Raw genomic sequence first — 14,905 nt, 5'->3', positions numbered from 1 at the left:
GTGATTGACTGGATGCCGGCGATCTTATGTGAATACGGGAGCGACGAACCATGCAAGAAACCAAGATGAACACGGTCGAGGCGATGCCCGATCCTAGCCGCCGCAAGTTCCTGAACACCGCCGCCTTCGCAGGCCTGGCGGGTGCAGGCCTGTCGGTCGGCTTGTCCGCCTGCAACAAGGAGTCCGCTCCCGCAGCCGGCGCACCGGCCGCCGCTGGCGCACCTGTCGCCGCAGCCAAGGCCGCCTACAACGATCCGCACCTGAAGCCGGGCGAACTCGACACCTACTACGGCCTGTGGTCGGGCGGCCACACTGGCGACTTCCGCGTGCTCGGTCTGCCTTCCGGGCGCGAACTGCACCGTGTGCCCTGCTTCGTGCCGGACGCACTGGTGGGCTGGGGCCACACCAACGAATCCAAGAAGATCATGGGCACCAAGGCTGACGGTAGCCTGCGTTACACCGTCGGTGACACCCACCACACCCATGCCTCCTACAAGGACGGCAACTACGACGGCCGCTACGCCTGGATCAACGACAAGATCAACAGCCGCATCGCCCGTATCCGCCTCGACTACTTCATCTGCGACAAGATCACCGAGCTGCCCAACGTGCAGGGCTTCCACGGCATCTTCCCGGACAAGCGCGACCCGGTGGACCCGGCGATCAACTACACCACCCGCGTGTTCTGCGGCGCCGAGTTCCATGTCCCGCTGCCGAACGACGGCCGCGACGTCGACAGCCCGGAGAAGTACCGGACGCTGTTCTCCTGCGTTGACGCCGAGACCATGGAAGTGCGCTGGCAAGCGCTGATCGACGGCAACTGCGACCTCGTCGCCACGTCCTTCGACGGCAAGCTCGCCGCAACCAACCAGTACAACACTGAAGGCGGCTACCACTACGAAGGCATGATGTCGGCCGAGCGCGACGCCTGCCTGTTCTTCAACATTGCCCGCATCGAGCAAGCGGTGAAGGACGGCAAGTACACCACCTACGGCACGTCCCGCGTGCCGGTGGTCGACGCCACCAAGGCGGCCAACACCGACCCGAAGACCGCGCTGGTGTGCTCCGTCTCCGTGCCGAAGAACCCGCACGGCGTGAATGCCAGCCCGGACGGCAAGTACTTCATCTGCGCCGGCAAGCTGTCGCCGACCGCCACCGTCATCGAACTGTCCAAGGTGCTGGACTGGTTCGACGGCAAGGTGGATGACGAAGACAAGACCATCGTGGCCGAAGTCGAGCTCGGCCTCGGCCCCCTGCACACCGCCTTCGATGGCCGCGGCAACGCCTACACCACGTTGTTCCTGGACAGCCAGATCGTCAAGTGGAACGTGGACGCCGCCATCAAGTTCCACAGCGGTGACAAGAGCGCGCAGTACGTGGTCGACCGCCTGGACGTGCATTACCAGCCCGGCCACATCAACGCGTCGCAGTCCGAAACCATGTTCGCCGACGGCAAGTGGCTGTGCGTGGGCTGCAAGTTCTCCAAGGACCGCTTCCTGCCCGTCGGCCCTCTGCACGCCGAGACCGAGCAGTTTGTCGACATCTCCGGCGAGAAGATGGTGCTGGTGGCGGACCACCCTGTCCGTCCCGAACCGCACGACTTCATCATCTTCAAGCGTGAGCTGCTGCAGCCCAAGCAGGTCTATGACATCAACGAGTTCCCGCTCGCGGTCAAGGACCCGAAGGAAGCCGGCGTCTTCCGCGACGGCAACAAGGTGACGGTGAAGATCACCTCGCTGGCGCCGGCCTTCGAGCCGCGCGAGTTCAAGCTGCAACTCGGCGACGAGGTCACGATCATCCTGACCAACCTCGACAAGATCGAGGATCTGACGCATGGCTTCGCGATCCCGAAGTACAACGTCAACTTCATCGTCAATCCGCAGGAGACGGCCTCGGTGACCTTCATCGCCGACAAGCCCGGCGTGTTCTGGTGCTACTGCACCCATTTCTGCCACGCCCTGCACCTCGAGATGCGCTCGCGGATGATCGTCGAGGCATAACGCAAAGCAATATCCAGGCTGGAAGACACAAGGGGCGAAAGCCCCTTGTGTCTTTTGATGGAGCGTCATTTCGCCCATCAAAAAATTAGAATTTGATAATGAACAAGGCAGGCGGCGGCGGGCCTCAATAGACTCTCCGCCAGCTTTCAACCGGAGCGCATCATGAACCCGTTCTCCGCCCTGCGCAGCGCCACCATGGGTGCTTTGCTGGCCGTCGCCACCCTGCTCGGCAGCCCGCCGTCATTCGCCCAGACCGCATACGAGGCCCCGCTGCCCGCCCAGATCAACACCGACCCCGACCTCTGCGCGCATGTTGCCTGTACCGAGGTGCTGCCGGCCGCCAGCAGCTTCTCGCACCGCATGGGCAAGCCGACCTACGTCGAGGGCTACCGTGACGACGCGGGCCAACGCAAGCTCGTGGGCTATGTGTTCCTGTCGACCGACATCGTGGATATCCCCGCGTACTCCGGCAAGCCCGTGATCACACTGATCGGCATGGATACTGACGGCATCATTACCGGGACCAAGATCCTGCGCCACAGCGAACCCATCCTGCTGCTGGGCATTCCCGAGAGCGTGCTGACGAAGTTCGTCAACCAATACCTGGGCAAGTTCGTCGGCGACAAGATCGAGATCGGCAAGGCGCGCAACGAGGAAGGCTACATCGGCCTCGATGCGATCACCGGCGCCACCGTCACGGTGATCGCTCAGAACCAGGTGGTGATGCGCTCGGGCGTGGCGATCGCACGCCAGGTCGGCATCCTGAAGGTCGAACCACGGCCGGCGATCCGCTATTCGGCCATCGACGAGCGTCTGAGCTGGGAGCAGCTGCTCAAGGACGGCAGCGTACGCCGCCTGACCGTGAAGTCCGAACAACTGGGCATGCCACGCACCGCTGAGCCTTATGTGGACATGTTCTTTGGCCACCTGAACACGCCCTCGGTCGGCAAGAGCATCCTCGGCGAGAGCGGCTACACCAGCCTGATGTCGCGCCTGAAGGACAACGAGCACGCGATCTTCATCATCTCCAACGGCTACGACTCGTTCAAGGGCTCGGGTTTCGTACGCGGCGGCATCTATGACCGCGTGCAGGTGAGCCAGGACATGGACGCCTACACATTCCGCGACCTCGACTACCTCAACCTTTGGGGTGTGCAGGCGCCCGGCGCCCCGAGCTACAAGGAGTCGGCGATCTTCATCATCCGCGACCCGGGTTTTGCAGCAGCCTACCCGTGGAGCCTGGTCTTCCTCGGCAACAAGCTCGACCGCAACACCGGCCACCGCGACTTCGTCAGCTTCGACAGCGAATACTGGGTGCCTGCGAAGTACATGGAGGGCGGCCGGCCCAAGGTCGTCAAGCCCGATGCCCCCTGGGTGCGCGTATGGAAGATGCGCGCGGTCGAGATCGTACTGTTCTCCATCCTGCTCGTCGGCGTCGCCGCCGTGTATGCGATGCGCGACCGCCTGACCCGTCTGTCCACACGCAAGAACAAGTGGCCGGTCGATGGCTTCAAGTACGCGGCCTGGCTCATCAGCATCTTCTTCGTCGGCTTCTACCTGCTTGCGCAGCCCTCGATCACCCAGGTGCTGACCTGGTTCCACGCCCTGCTGTTCCAGTGGAAGTGGGAGCTGTTCCTGACCGACCCCTTCATCTTCCTGTTCTGGATCTTCATCATCGTCACCGTGTTCGTGTGGGGACGCGGCCTGTTCTGCGGCTGGCTGTGCCCCTTCGGCTCGCTGTCCGAGCTGCTGTACAAGGTGGGCGCCAAGCTCGGCCTCAAGCGCTTCCAGTTCATGCTGCCGATGAAGTGGCACAACCGCCTGAAGTGGGTGAAGTACTTCGTGTTCTTCGGCCTGCTTGCGGTGTCCATGCTGTCGATGGGTCTGGCCGAGAAGCTGGCCGAGGTCGAGCCCTTCAAGACCACCTTCCTCGTCGGCCTGTTCAGCCGCAGCTGGCCCTACACCCTGTTCGCTGCGGGTCTGCTCGGGCTATCGATCTTCACCGAGCGGCCGTTCTGCAAGTACCTGTGCCCGCTCGGCGCAGCGCTCGCCATGCCTTCGACCTTCCGCTGGTTCGGCCTCAAGCGCAAGCAGGAATGCGACTCGTGCAAGGCCTGCGCCGTGGGCTGCGGATCGCTGGCGATCGATGACAAGGGCCGCATCGACCACCGCGAGTGCATGCTCTGCCTCGACTGCATGGTGATGTACACCGACGAGCACGCCTGCCCCCCCCTGGCCCAGGAGCGCAAGCGCCGCACCAAGGCCGGCCTGGCACTCACCCCCATCGGCGCCGACGGCTACTACATTCCGATCAAGCCGGTGGCTGCAGCCACCCCTAAAGCCTGAACCAGGAGGACACGAGAATGGTCGATCCGCGCATCCTGACCGAAGCCGTCCACCCACCCTACGAGGACCAGGGTGCAACCCGCCTGCTGGCCGAGGCCTGGGACCACATCTGGCCGTGGAGCCGCAGCGGGTTCGAGCGCCAACGCGCCGTGCAGGCGGCGGGGCTGGCTATTGCGGTCGCCGCCACGGTGGCCTGGGTACTGGCCGCAATGGGCAACCTGACACCTGGCGCCATCATCGGCTGGTGGTTCGGCTGGAGTGTCTTCGAGGTCGTGGTGCGCATGGGCGCCAAGCCCTACGTGAAGGACGGCCCCTGGTGGGGCCGGCGCTACCGCAAGGCCAGCCCGATGGACATGGTGTGCTACGTCGGCTTCAAGAACCTGCTGGTCGGCGCTGTGCTCTTCATCGGCCTCAAGAGCCTCGGCCTGATCGTGATCTGAGCGCAGCCCGGCAACGGGCTGGTTGAAAAAAGGCGGAGCGCTGCTTCACCCAGATCAAGGCAGCATGCGGCACTTCGTCGCACACTGGCGCCAGCCTCGCCACAGAGCAGACAATGCCCCACCCCCTCTTGCCCTTTCGCCTTGCCGTATTCATCGCCTTCGTCGTCCTGCTCGCCGCAGGGATCCTGCCGGCCCATGCGGCGACCTGGCGGGTGCAGCCAGGCGAATCGATCCAGGCCGCAATCGAGCGTGCGGCGGCCGGCGACACCGTGGAAGTCGAGCGCGCACGCTACGTCGAGAACCTGCGCATCGACAAGGCGCTGACCCTGCGTGGGCTCAACCGGCCGACGATCTCGGGAGGGCTGCGCGGCGACACCATCCGCATCACCGCCAGCGACGTCACGATCGAGGGTCTGATCGTGTCGGACTCCGGCGACAGCCTGCGCGAGCAGAACGCCGGCATCTACATCTTTCCCGGCTCGGACCGCGTGGTGGTGCGCAATTGCGACATCACCTACAGCCTGTTCGGGCTGTGGATCGAGAAGGCCAACGACGTCCTGATCGAGGGCAACCTGATCACCGGCAAGCGCGAGTACGCCTCGCCACAGCGCGGCAACGGCATTCAGCTCTACAACACCCGCCGGGCGCGCATCATCGGCAACAACGTCAGCTTCGTGCGCGATGCGCTCTATGTCGATGTGTCGCATGACGCCGAATTCCGTGACAACAAGCTGCACCACAGTCGCTACGGCACGCATTACATGAACGCCTACGACAACCTGTGGGAGAACAACGAGACCTGGATGAACCGCGGCGGGCTGGCGCTGATGGAAGTGCGCCGCCTGACGGTGCGCAACAACCGCGCCTGGGCCAACTCGGACCACGGCATCATGCTGCGCACCATCCAGGATTCGGTGATCGAGAACAACGTGGTCGCCGGCAACCAGCGCGGCTTCTTCATCTACGACGCCGAGTACAACACCCTGCGCGGCAACACCGTGGTCGACAACGTGGTCGGCATCCACCTGTGGGCGGGCTCCAAGAACAACGTGGTCGAACGCAATGACTTCATCTTCAACCGCGAACAGGTGCGCTACGTCGGCGCGCGCGACATGGTCTGGGGCGAACAGGAAGGCAACCACTGGGGCAACTACCTCGGCTGGGACCGTGACGGCGACGGCATCGGCGACGTGCCCTACGAGGCCAATGACCTCGTCGACCGCCTGACCTGGCGCCATCCGATGATGAAGCTGCTGCTCGGCAGCCCGGCAGTGCAGACCCTGCGCATGGTCGCGCAGCAGTTCCCGCTGCTGCGCGCGCAAAGCGTCGTCGATCCGAATCCGCGGATGGAGCCCAACAACCCTGACTGGAGCCAATGGCGTGGCAGACACTTCCCCCGCGCTCAATGAGGCCGGCAAGGCGATGATCGTCGCCCGCGGCGTGCGCAAGCATTTCGGTGCGATCCACGCGGTCGATGGCGTCGACCTCGACATCCGGGGGGGCGAGCTCTTCGGCCTCATCGGCCACAACGGTGCCGGCAAGAGCACCCTGTTCAAGATGATGCTCGGCCTGATCCCGATCACCGCCGGCGAGATCCGCATCGATGGCGCCCCGGTGGGCGCTGGCGGCGGCAGCTTCCGCGCAGTGCGCCGCAAGGTCGGCTACCTGCCCGAGAACGTCGTCCTCTACGACAACCTGACCGGGCTCGAAACCCTCGATTTCTTCGCCCGCCTCAAAGGGGTGTCGCCCGCCGACAACATGCGCGTACTGGAGCGCGTGGGCCTGGTTCACGCCGCCCGCCGACGCGTGCGCGAATACTCGAAAGGCATGCGTCAGCGCCTGGGCTTTGCCCAGGCCTTGCTCGGGCGGCCGCGCATCCTGTTCCTCGACGAACCGACCAATGGCCTCGACCCCGAGGCGATCCGCGGCTTCTATGCCATCCTGCGCCAGCTGCGCAGCGAGGGCGTGACCACCGTCATCACCTCGCACATCCTGGCCGAGATCCAGGAGCGCGTGGACCGGCTGGCCATCATGGCTGCAGGCAAGGTACAGGCCGTCGGCACCGTGGCCGGACTGCGCGAAAGGATGGACCTGCCGCTGTGGTTCGACGTGCGCGTTGCGCCAGCCGATTTCGAGGCGGTGCGCGCGGTGCTCGGCCATCTGCCCGTCGGTGCCGTCGAGGCGCACGACGACCACGTGGCAGTACAGTGCGCACGCGAATCGAAAATGGCCGTCATCGCCGCGCTGGCCTCGCTCGACGGCAAGGTGCTCGACCTGAGCGTGCGCGAACCTTCGCTCGAAGACGTGTTCTTCGGCTTTTCGGACTGAGAGGCAGGCCATGGAGTTCTCGCAGATCACCACCATCGCCGGCAAGGAATTCTGGGACCGCATCCGCAACCGCTGGGTGCTTGCGGTGGCCCTGGTATTCACCGTGTTCGCGCTGTCGATCGCCTATTTCGGCTCGGCCCAGCAAGGCGCGGTCGGGTTCCGCTCGATCGAGGTCACCATTGCCAGCCTGGTCAGCCTGGTCATCTACCTCATCCCCTTGATCGCGCTCCTGCTCGGCTTCGACGCCATCGTCGGCGAACGCGAGCGCGGCTCGCTCGATCTCCTGCTGTCGATGCCGATCACCCGCTTCGAGCTACTGCTGGGCAAGTACCTCGGCCTGGCCGGCGCGCTCACCTTCTCGACCATCGCCGGCTTCGGTCTGGTCGGGATCGTGCTGTCGGCCCAACTCGACCTCAACGCGCTGTTCCATTACTTCGGCTTCATGCTCAGCTCGGTCCTGCTGGGCTGCGCCTTCCTGAGCCTGGCAGTGATGCTGTCGGTGTTCGCCAGCGACCGTACCCGCGCCTCAGGCCTCGCGATCGCGCTGTGGTTCTTCTTCGTGCTGATCTTCGACCTGCTGGTGCTGGGCGTGCTGGTGGTGACAGGCGGCCAGTGGGGCGGCGAGGCGCTGCCCTACGTGATGCTGCTCAACCCGGCCGACGTGTTCCGCATCCTCAACATCTTCACGCTGGAAGATGTACGTACGCTCTACGGCCTGGCCACGGTCTTCCCGGCCACCCTCGCCCAGCCCTGGCTGCTGGGCCTGGTGATGGCGGGCTGGATCGCAGCACCGCTGGCCATTGCCGCCTGGCGCTTCCGGCGCTGAGACCCTGCAATACGTTCTGACTGAATGGAGCAATCCTCATGTGCACACATCACGCCTGCCAGAGCCGCCGCCGCTTTCTGATGGCCGCTGCCGGCGCTGGCCTGCTGGCTGCCTGCGGCAGCGGCAGCGAAGGCGGTACCGGCAACCTGGTGCCGCTCGAGATCGATCTCAACTCGAGTTGCGCACTCGACGGCATGCTGCTCGCCGACTATCCCGGCCCGAAGGTGCAGATGCACTACGCAGGGCGCGCCGAGCCCGACTGGTTCTGCGACACCATCGAGATGTTCAGCATCTACCTCAACCCAGAGCAGGCACGCGTCGTCCGCGCCATTTTCGTGCAGGACATGGGCAAGGCCGACTGGGACAGCCCGAAGGGCCATTGGATAGACGCCAAGACGGCGTTCTACGTCTTCGGCTCCAGGCGACTGGGCAGCATGGGCCCCACGGCAGCCTCCTTCTCGATCGAGGCCGAAGCCAAGGCTTTCGCCGACGAACATGGCGGCCGCGTGCTGCGTTTCAACGACGTCACCCCGGACATGGTCGTCCTGGACGGTGGCGCCCTTCATGATCAGCGAATGTAAATAGGCAATAGAACATGGATCCGGTCTACAGCGCCCTCCCTCCCGATGATGCCGCGCATGTGCAGCGGCTCAGCCGGCTGATGTACGAAAGCCGGGAAAACTGCCGCGATGTCCTCAATGCCCTTGGCGCCGGCTCGGCGGACGAACTCCTCGCCCGTATCGCGCACGCCGAACTGCCCGAACACCCGGCCTACGAGCACTACCTTGCCGCACGCATCCTCGCCGACACGCACGAGATCGCACGCAGCGAAGTCGCACGCATCCTGAAGGAGGCCAACGCACAATGAGCCTGCATCCGCACCTTGCCTCGGTGCTCGCCACCGAGCGCGCCGACTGTTTCGCCGCGCAGCCCCGCCTCACCCAGGACGCCATGCTGCTCGAGCTGGCGAACGGCGTCGAGATCACCGTCCGCTACGCCGCCCAGGACGCCTACTCCGTGCGCTGGCGCTGCCCGGACGGCAAGGAGCTTGGCATCGATACCGCGCCGACCCATCCCGGCCTGGCCACTACACCCAACCACCTGCATCTGGCCGAGGGCCTGGTGGTCGCCGACCCGCTCACCCGCACCGGGGACACGGCCGAGGACAACCTGCTGCGCATCATCGATGCCCTGATGCAGGACCCGCTCCTCGCCAGCGAGCGCGCATGACGACGCTGAACGGTCGCCGCCGCACCCTGCTGGCCGGCGGCGCCTTGCTTGCCGCGGGGCTAGCGGGCGCCCTGTTCTGGCGCCACGGCACGCGCGCAGGCACCGATTTCGAACCGCCCTTCGAGGACATCTGCATCGTTCCGCCGACGCGGGTGTCGACGCCACACCCATACGACCCGGCCTCAGGCCTGGCCATGCACGAGGCTCGCCCTGTCCCGGCTGAGGCACGTTGCCCGGTGTGCGGCATGTATCCCGCGCGCTTCCCGCGCTGGGCTGCACAGATCATCTTCACCGACGGCTCGGCGCACTTCTTCGACTCGCCGGTCGATCTGTTCATGTTTTTGGCCGAGCCCGGCCGCTTCGACGCCAGCCACAGCGCGGAGGACGCCGCCGCCCTGTATGTCGCCAACTTCGAGGACGGCAGCTGGCTCGACGCGCGGACGGCGGTGTTCGTGATCGAGGCCCGCGTACGAGGCCCCATGCGCGGCCCGGACCTCCCCGCTTTCGCAAGCACGGCGGCCGCCCAGGCCTTCATCGCCGCACAGGGCGGTCGCGCGCTGCACTTCACGGACATCGACCCTGCCGTCGTCGGCAGCCTGCGCGACGCTAACCACGGTCACCACACGCACTGATCCCCGGCACGGTCCTGCATTCAGTCCAGTAATTCGCCGCTGTCGGGGAAGGCACGTATGACCCGGTTCTTGCCCTGGCGCTTGGCCTCGTAGGCGCCACGATCGGCCCGCGCGACGAAATCGCGTGAACTCTCGCCTGGAACGAAACGCGTAACACCAATGCTGGCGGTGCAATGCACCAGAGCGGGCGCTCCTTCCGGGAGGAAGCTGCTTTCACGAAACAATGCCCGGACCCGCTCTGCGGCAGCGAGCGCCTCTCTCACCCGAGTTTCCGGCAGCAGCACGACGAACTCCTCGCCACCATAACGGAAGGCCTGGTCCGTCCGGCGCAGACAGGCGGTAACGCACTCGGCAAGGCGGATCAAGACCTGATCGCCCTCGACATGCCCCCAGGTGTCGTTGAAAAGCTTGAAATCGTCCACGTCCATCATCATCAGCGACAGCGGATGACGATAACGCTCGGCCCGATCCATTTCCTCGGTCAGTCGCTGCACGAAATGGCGCGCGTTGAAAAGCCCCGTCATGCCATCGGTGATCGACAACAGCCGGAAGCGCTCTTCGCTGCGACGCAGCTCCGCCTCGGCCCGCTTCTGCTCGGTGATGTCCTGCAAGGTCTCGACGGCACCGATGATCTCGCCACGCGCATTGCGCAAGGGCGCAGCCGTGAAGTAAAGCCAGCGCCCGCCATCTCCGAAAGCAGCGAAGAAGTCCTCGGCCTCGTAGGCGCCAGGCAGGGTCGCCGACGGGCGGTACCCCTTGCCCGCATAGTAGCGGTCGATCTCGCTCCCGACCGTGCCATCGACGACAAGATCGGCCAGGCAGGGACGTGCTTCGGTGTAGAAGGCCTTCCAGTGCTCGCCGGTGCCGACGATCTCATTGGCTGGGATACCCGTCAGCTGCGCACAGGCTCGGTTCCAATGCGTCACCTGGTGACTGCCGTCGATGACGAATGTGGGCACCGAGGAGCCATCGACGATCTGCTCCAGGCGCCGGCCCTCGTCGACATACGGCTGCCTGTCACGCGGCCGGGCCCGGACGCGTGCAGCGGACACCACCTCGACCAGACGCCCGCTCCAGTCGCCGCGTTCGTCGCGGACGACGATGTCAACCGCCCCCGCCTTCATCAACGCGATCGCGGTCTCAACCCCGTCGCAGGGACCGATGACGACCACCGGAACAGCGGAATCCTCGGCCACGCGTCGGCATGTCTTCAGCAGTGCCGCGTCGTCATCGCCGACCAACAGCAGCAGGTCGAACCCGGACATGTTGCCGCGCGGCCCGCTGCCATCAAACGCCGGGCGGCACGCCTCAACCTCAGCACAGCCGGCCAGACGCGCAGCGATCGTCGCCGATGCAACGCAGTCGTCGGACACCAGATCAATGAGAAGGATACGCATGGCGCTTTCGCTCTGCCTGGACGCCGATGCACGATATTGCCTCATCGTCAGCGGGCCGACAACGCGTGCGAACGGAGCGGAAGTGCGCTCATGCCATGCGCAAGAAGCAAGAATGGACCCCAGTGGGGTCCATTCTTGCTTCTTGCAGGGCGCGCGCGCGCCCATGCAGCCTGATCGCGCCTGCTTACTTGGACAGCGCGACCATGTAGTCCACGGCGGCCTTGACCTCGTCGTCGGTCAGCGATGCACCACCGCCACGGGCCGGCATCATGCCCTTGGAACCAGTGTAGCCCTCGATGGCGTGCTTGTAGAGGGTCTCGTCGCCCTGGGCGATGCGCGGCTCCCAGTCTGCCTTATCGCCCGGCTTGGGGGCGCCCGCGACACCCGCCGCATGGCACAGTGCGCAGGTCTTCTTGTACACGCTCTCGCCGGCTGCATTCACGGGTGCGGCAGGCGCCGCCGGAGCGGCGGGTGCGGGAGCGGCGGCTACCGGGGCGGGGGCCGCCGCCGGGGCACCGGAGTCGGAACCGCCACAGGCGGCAAGTACCACCGAGGCGAGCGCGGCAAGGATGAAGGGCTTCTTGATCATGGGGTCTCTCCGATTCGTCATGTTGGGTCACGCGAGCACAGCCTGCGAGTCGTTCGCACACTAACGGCATTCCCGTCATATTGGCTTGATGGCCATCAAATTGGGGCGAGGCCTGCTGCCGCTGCGGCAGATCGACGCAGTGCTATGATCCGCCGCCAGGCGCCTCCTGGATGCACCAGCAACCGGGCGGGCAGCGCTTAGACAAACCCACACCAAGCGCATGAATTGCACCTCCCGGACCTGTATTGGCCGATTTGCCCCCTCTCCAACCGGTGCCCTGCATTTCGGCTCACTGGTGGCCGCAGTCGGCAGCATGCTGGACGCGCGCGCGCGCGGCGGACGCTGGCTGCTGCGCATCGAGGACGTGGACACGCCACGTGCCGTGCCGGGCGCGGCCGATCGCATCATCACCACGCTGGCGCGCTTCGGCTTCGAATGGGACGGCGACATCGTCTGGCAATCCCGGCGTGGAGAGGCCTACCGCCATGCATTTGATACCTTGGTCGCCGCGGGCATGGCCTATCCCTGCGCCTGTACCCGTCGCGAGCTAGCCAATGCACCGCTTGCCCGCGACGGTTCACGCCGCTATCCAGGCACCTGCCGCGACGGCCTGGGAGCAGGTCGCAGCGCACGCGCCTGGCGGGTACGGGCCGAGGGCGTGATCCGCTTCAACGACCTGGTCCAGGGACCGCAATCGCTCGAGCTCGCGAGTGACGCCGGCGATTACGTCGTGCTGCGTGCGGACGGCCTGTTTGCATACCAGCTCGCCGTGGTCGTGGACGACATTGCGGCGGGCGTCACCCACGTGGTACGCGGCGCAGACCTGTTGGACTCGACCGCACGCCAGATCCACCTGCAGGGACTGCTCGGGGCTCCGCCACCAACTTACGCACACCTGCCGCTTGCGACCAACGCCGCGGGAGAGAAACTCTCGAAACAGACACTGGCGCGTGCGATCGACGACGCCCCCCCCGCCGCGGCGCTGCTCGCTGCACTGCGCTTCCTCGGCCAGGCGCCGCCACCGACGCTGGCGTCCGCGCCCCTCGCGCAGATCTGGGCGTGGGCGCTCGCCCACTGGTCGATCGATGCAGTGCCTCGCTGCCGGCAGGCCGTCGCAACGGCCTTCTTCTGAGCCTCCAGCCAAGCGCAGGAATCGACGCGGGCGGACTCCCGGACGACGCTGGTGCGCCACGCTCAGTGCACCCGGCCCAGCCCCGCCAGACCAATCGCAAGACGCACGCACTGGTAGGCCAGCCAGCTCAGACCACGGCGCAGCAAGGGCAGGCGGCGCCAGTCGCTTGCCCTAAGCTCCTGCGCGCCCTCGGCCATCGCAGCCTCCAGGCTGCCGCGCAACTGGCGTGCAAAGCCGACATCATCCACCACCACGTTGGCCTCACGCGCGAGCAACAGGCTGAAGGCGTCGATGTTGCTGGAGCCCACGGTTGCCCAGTGGTCGTCGATCACCGCCACCTTGGCATGCAGGTGACTGCGGTGATACTCGAACAGGCGCATCCCGCAGGCCAGAAAGTATGGGTAGAGCGCACGCGTGGCGTAAGCCTGCATCGGATGGTCGGCCAGCCCCTGCAGCAGCAGGGTGATCCGCACGCCGCGCGCAGCGGCTTCGGCGAGCGCGTGGCGAAAACGGCGGCCCGGAAAGAAGTAGGCGTTGGCGATCACGATGTCCCGCCGCGCGCGCGCGATCGCCTCGAGATAGGCCTCCTCGATCGCACGCCGATGGCGCAGGTTATCGCGCAGCACGAAGGCAGCGCGGATCTCGCCCGCTGGCTCTGTGCGGGCCTCGGCACGCAAGGGGTGGTGCTCGCGACGCTGGAAGCTGGCCCAGGCCACAAGCCGCCACAAGCGATGCGCCGAGGCGACAATGGGCTCGAGCAGCGGCCCCTCCACCTTCACGGCGTAGTCGTAACGCGGATGCTGTACACCATGCGGCTCGTAGTCATCGATGATGTTGATGCCACCGACGAAGGCCTCGCAGCCATCAATGACGACAAGCTTGCGGTGCAGGCGGCGCAGACGGTGGCGCTGCAGCGAGAAGCGACGCAACTCACGGCGGTAGATCAGCACCTGCACTCCGGCATCGCGCAATCGCGACTCCAGCCCGGCGACGAAGCTGCGCCCGCCAAATCCGTCCACCATCACGCGCACCGCCACGCCACGCGCCGCTGCCCGCGCCAGCGCATCGGCAATGCGCCGCCCGCTGCGGTCGTCCTCGAAGATGTAGCTCTGCACGAAGATCTCGAGCTCCGCACGCTCGATCGCAGCCTCGAGGGCGGGGAAGTACTGTTGCCCGCTCTCCAGCAGCGCCACTGCGTTGCCGGCCAGGAACTGCATCAGCGCTCGGGCTCCAGGTCGGCGGTGAGCGCAGCATGGTCGGAGATCTGCGCCCAGGGCGCGCCGTAGTGCACCTGCGCCTGGCGCACACGGAAGCCACGCACATAGATGCGGTCGAGACGGAAGAAGGGCAGCGCACTGGGAAAGCTGCGCGCCGGCCGCCCCCGCCCCGCACCGAAGGCCTCGGTAAGGCCGAGCCTGGAGCCGAGCAGGTCGTCGGCATGATTGCGCCAGTCGTTGAAGTCGCCAGCGATGATGAGCGGCGCATCACCGGGGGCAAGCTGCTCCATGCGCTCGGCCAGCGCCGCCATCTGCCGCCGCCGGCTGCCGGCCATCAGGCCCAGGTGCACGCACACGCAGTGCACCGGCACGTCGAACTGCGGCATCTCGACCTGGCAGTGCAGCAGGCCGCGGCGCTCGAAGCGGTGATCCGATACGTCCTGGTTCGCCGTGCTGAGGATGAGGTGGCGGCTGAGGATGGCGTTGCCGTGGTGGCCGTGGTCGTAGACCGCATTGCCGCCATAGGCGGTCTGGTGCCAGGCATCCTCGGCGAGGAACTCGTGCTGGGGCTGCAGCGGCCAGTCGGGATGGCGTGCCGGGTGGCCGAGGTGCAGGCCCTGCACCTCCTGCAGGAAGACGAGGTCCACGTCCAGGCTACGCAGGCGCTCCCGCAGTTCATGCACCACCATGCGGCGGTTGAACTGCGAGAAGCCCTTGTGGATGTTGTAGGTGCAGATCCTGAGCGTCATCGCCGCCGCACCCCGTCGG

Annotated in this window: 15 protein-coding genes; 11 read left to right on the top strand and 4 right to left on the bottom strand. The window is 65.9% G+C overall.

Annotated elements, in window-relative coordinates:
• Positions 1 to 50: 50 nt before the first annotated feature.
• From nosZ to LQF09_RS03720, 10 genes are all read left to right on the top strand, one after another.
• A complete protein-coding gene (nosZ, locus tag LQF09_RS03765) occupies positions 51 to 2,000 on the top strand; it encodes a TAT-dependent nitrous-oxide reductase (protein WP_002938410.1) in 1,950 nt (649 codons plus the stop codon).
• Positions 2,001 to 2,162: 162 nt separating this feature from the next.
• Positions 2,163 to 4,346, top strand: a complete 2,184-nt coding sequence (locus tag LQF09_RS03760) for a NosR/NirI family protein (protein ID WP_002938409.1) — start codon at positions 2,163 to 2,165, stop codon at positions 4,344 to 4,346.
• Between the two features lie 17 nt (positions 4,347 to 4,363).
• A complete protein-coding gene (locus LQF09_RS03755) occupies positions 4,364 to 4,786 on the top strand; it encodes a transcription regulator (protein ID WP_270069232.1) in 423 nt (140 codons plus the stop codon).
• 113 nt (positions 4,787 to 4,899) lie between these two features.
• Entirely contained in the window at positions 4,900 to 6,195 is a 1,296-nt protein-coding gene (locus tag LQF09_RS03750; protein WP_270069231.1) for a nitrous oxide reductase family maturation protein NosD, read from the top strand.
• Positions 6,167 to 7,114 carry an ABC transporter ATP-binding protein gene (locus LQF09_RS03745; RefSeq protein ID WP_002931098.1) on the top strand — a complete coding sequence of 316 codons (948 nt, stop codon included), beginning with the start codon at positions 6,167 to 6,169 and terminating at the stop codon, positions 7,112 to 7,114. Before LQF09_RS03750 ends, LQF09_RS03745 begins: the two co-directional genes overlap by 29 nt.
• A 10-nt stretch (positions 7,115 to 7,124) precedes the next feature.
• Positions 7,125 to 7,940: an ABC transporter permease gene (locus LQF09_RS03740; RefSeq protein WP_002931099.1), complete on the top strand. Its 816-nt coding sequence runs from the start codon at positions 7,125 to 7,127 to the stop codon at positions 7,938 to 7,940.
• A 38-nt stretch (positions 7,941 to 7,978) separates the two neighbouring features.
• The gene (locus tag LQF09_RS03735) at positions 7,979 to 8,521 is read left to right on the top strand and encodes a nitrous oxide reductase accessory protein NosL (protein ID WP_002931100.1); all 543 of its coding nucleotides are present in this window, start codon (positions 7,979 to 7,981) and stop codon (positions 8,519 to 8,521) included.
• 14 nt (positions 8,522 to 8,535) lie between these two features.
• The gene (locus LQF09_RS03730; protein WP_002931103.1) at positions 8,536 to 8,808 is read left to right on the top strand and encodes a hypothetical protein; all 273 of its coding nucleotides are present in this window, start codon (positions 8,536 to 8,538) and stop codon (positions 8,806 to 8,808) included.
• Positions 8,805 to 9,170, top strand: a complete 366-nt coding sequence (locus tag LQF09_RS03725) for a hypothetical protein (protein ID WP_002931104.1) — start codon at positions 8,805 to 8,807, stop codon at positions 9,168 to 9,170. Before LQF09_RS03730 ends, LQF09_RS03725 begins: the two co-directional genes overlap by 4 nt.
• Positions 9,167 to 9,802, top strand: coding sequence for a nitrous oxide reductase accessory protein NosL (locus LQF09_RS03720; protein ID WP_002938388.1), 636 nt, complete (start codon positions 9,167 to 9,169; stop codon positions 9,800 to 9,802). Before LQF09_RS03725 ends, LQF09_RS03720 begins: the two co-directional genes overlap by 4 nt.
• Positions 9,803 to 9,822: 20 nt before the next feature.
• Here LQF09_RS03720 and LQF09_RS03715 read toward each other — a convergent pair whose 3' ends face one another.
• The gene (locus LQF09_RS03715; protein ID WP_232433292.1) at positions 9,823 to 11,364 is read right to left on the bottom strand and encodes a sensor domain-containing diguanylate cyclase; all 1,542 of its coding nucleotides are present in this window, start codon (positions 11,362 to 11,364) and stop codon (positions 9,823 to 9,825) included.
• Between the two features lie 19 nt (positions 11,365 to 11,383).
• Positions 11,384 to 11,788: a c-type cytochrome gene (locus LQF09_RS03710; RefSeq protein WP_002931108.1), complete on the bottom strand. Its 405-nt coding sequence runs from the start codon at positions 11,786 to 11,788 to the stop codon at positions 11,384 to 11,386.
• Positions 11,789 to 12,008: 220 nt separating this feature from the next.
• Between LQF09_RS03710 and gluQRS the strand changes: the two genes are divergently transcribed.
• Positions 12,009 to 12,920 (top strand): tRNA glutamyl-Q(34) synthetase GluQRS, encoded by a 912-nt coding sequence (gene gluQRS / locus LQF09_RS03705; protein WP_270069230.1) that lies wholly within the window; start codon positions 12,009 to 12,011, stop codon positions 12,918 to 12,920.
• 62 nt (positions 12,921 to 12,982) lie between these two features.
• Here gluQRS and clsB read toward each other — a convergent pair whose 3' ends face one another.
• Together clsB and LQF09_RS03695 are read right to left on the bottom strand one after the other, a co-directional pair.
• The gene (clsB, locus tag LQF09_RS03700) at positions 12,983 to 14,137 is read right to left on the bottom strand and encodes a cardiolipin synthase ClsB (RefSeq protein ID WP_270069229.1); all 1,155 of its coding nucleotides are present in this window, start codon (positions 14,135 to 14,137) and stop codon (positions 12,983 to 12,985) included.
• Positions 14,137 to 14,886: an endonuclease/exonuclease/phosphatase family protein gene (locus tag LQF09_RS03695; RefSeq protein WP_270069228.1), complete on the bottom strand. Its 750-nt coding sequence runs from the start codon at positions 14,884 to 14,886 to the stop codon at positions 14,137 to 14,139. Before LQF09_RS03695 ends, clsB begins: the two co-directional genes overlap by 1 nt.
• Between the last annotated feature and the right edge of the window lie 19 nt (positions 14,887 to 14,905).

Origin of the sequence: Thauera sp. WB-2, from assembly GCF_027594845.1 — a bacterium.
GTDB classification, from domain to species: domain Bacteria; phylum Pseudomonadota; class Gammaproteobacteria; order Burkholderiales; family Rhodocyclaceae; genus Thauera; species Thauera mechernichensis.
The sequence above is the reverse complement of the archived record's forward strand: the minus strand, read 5'-3'. Positions and strand labels throughout refer to the sequence as shown.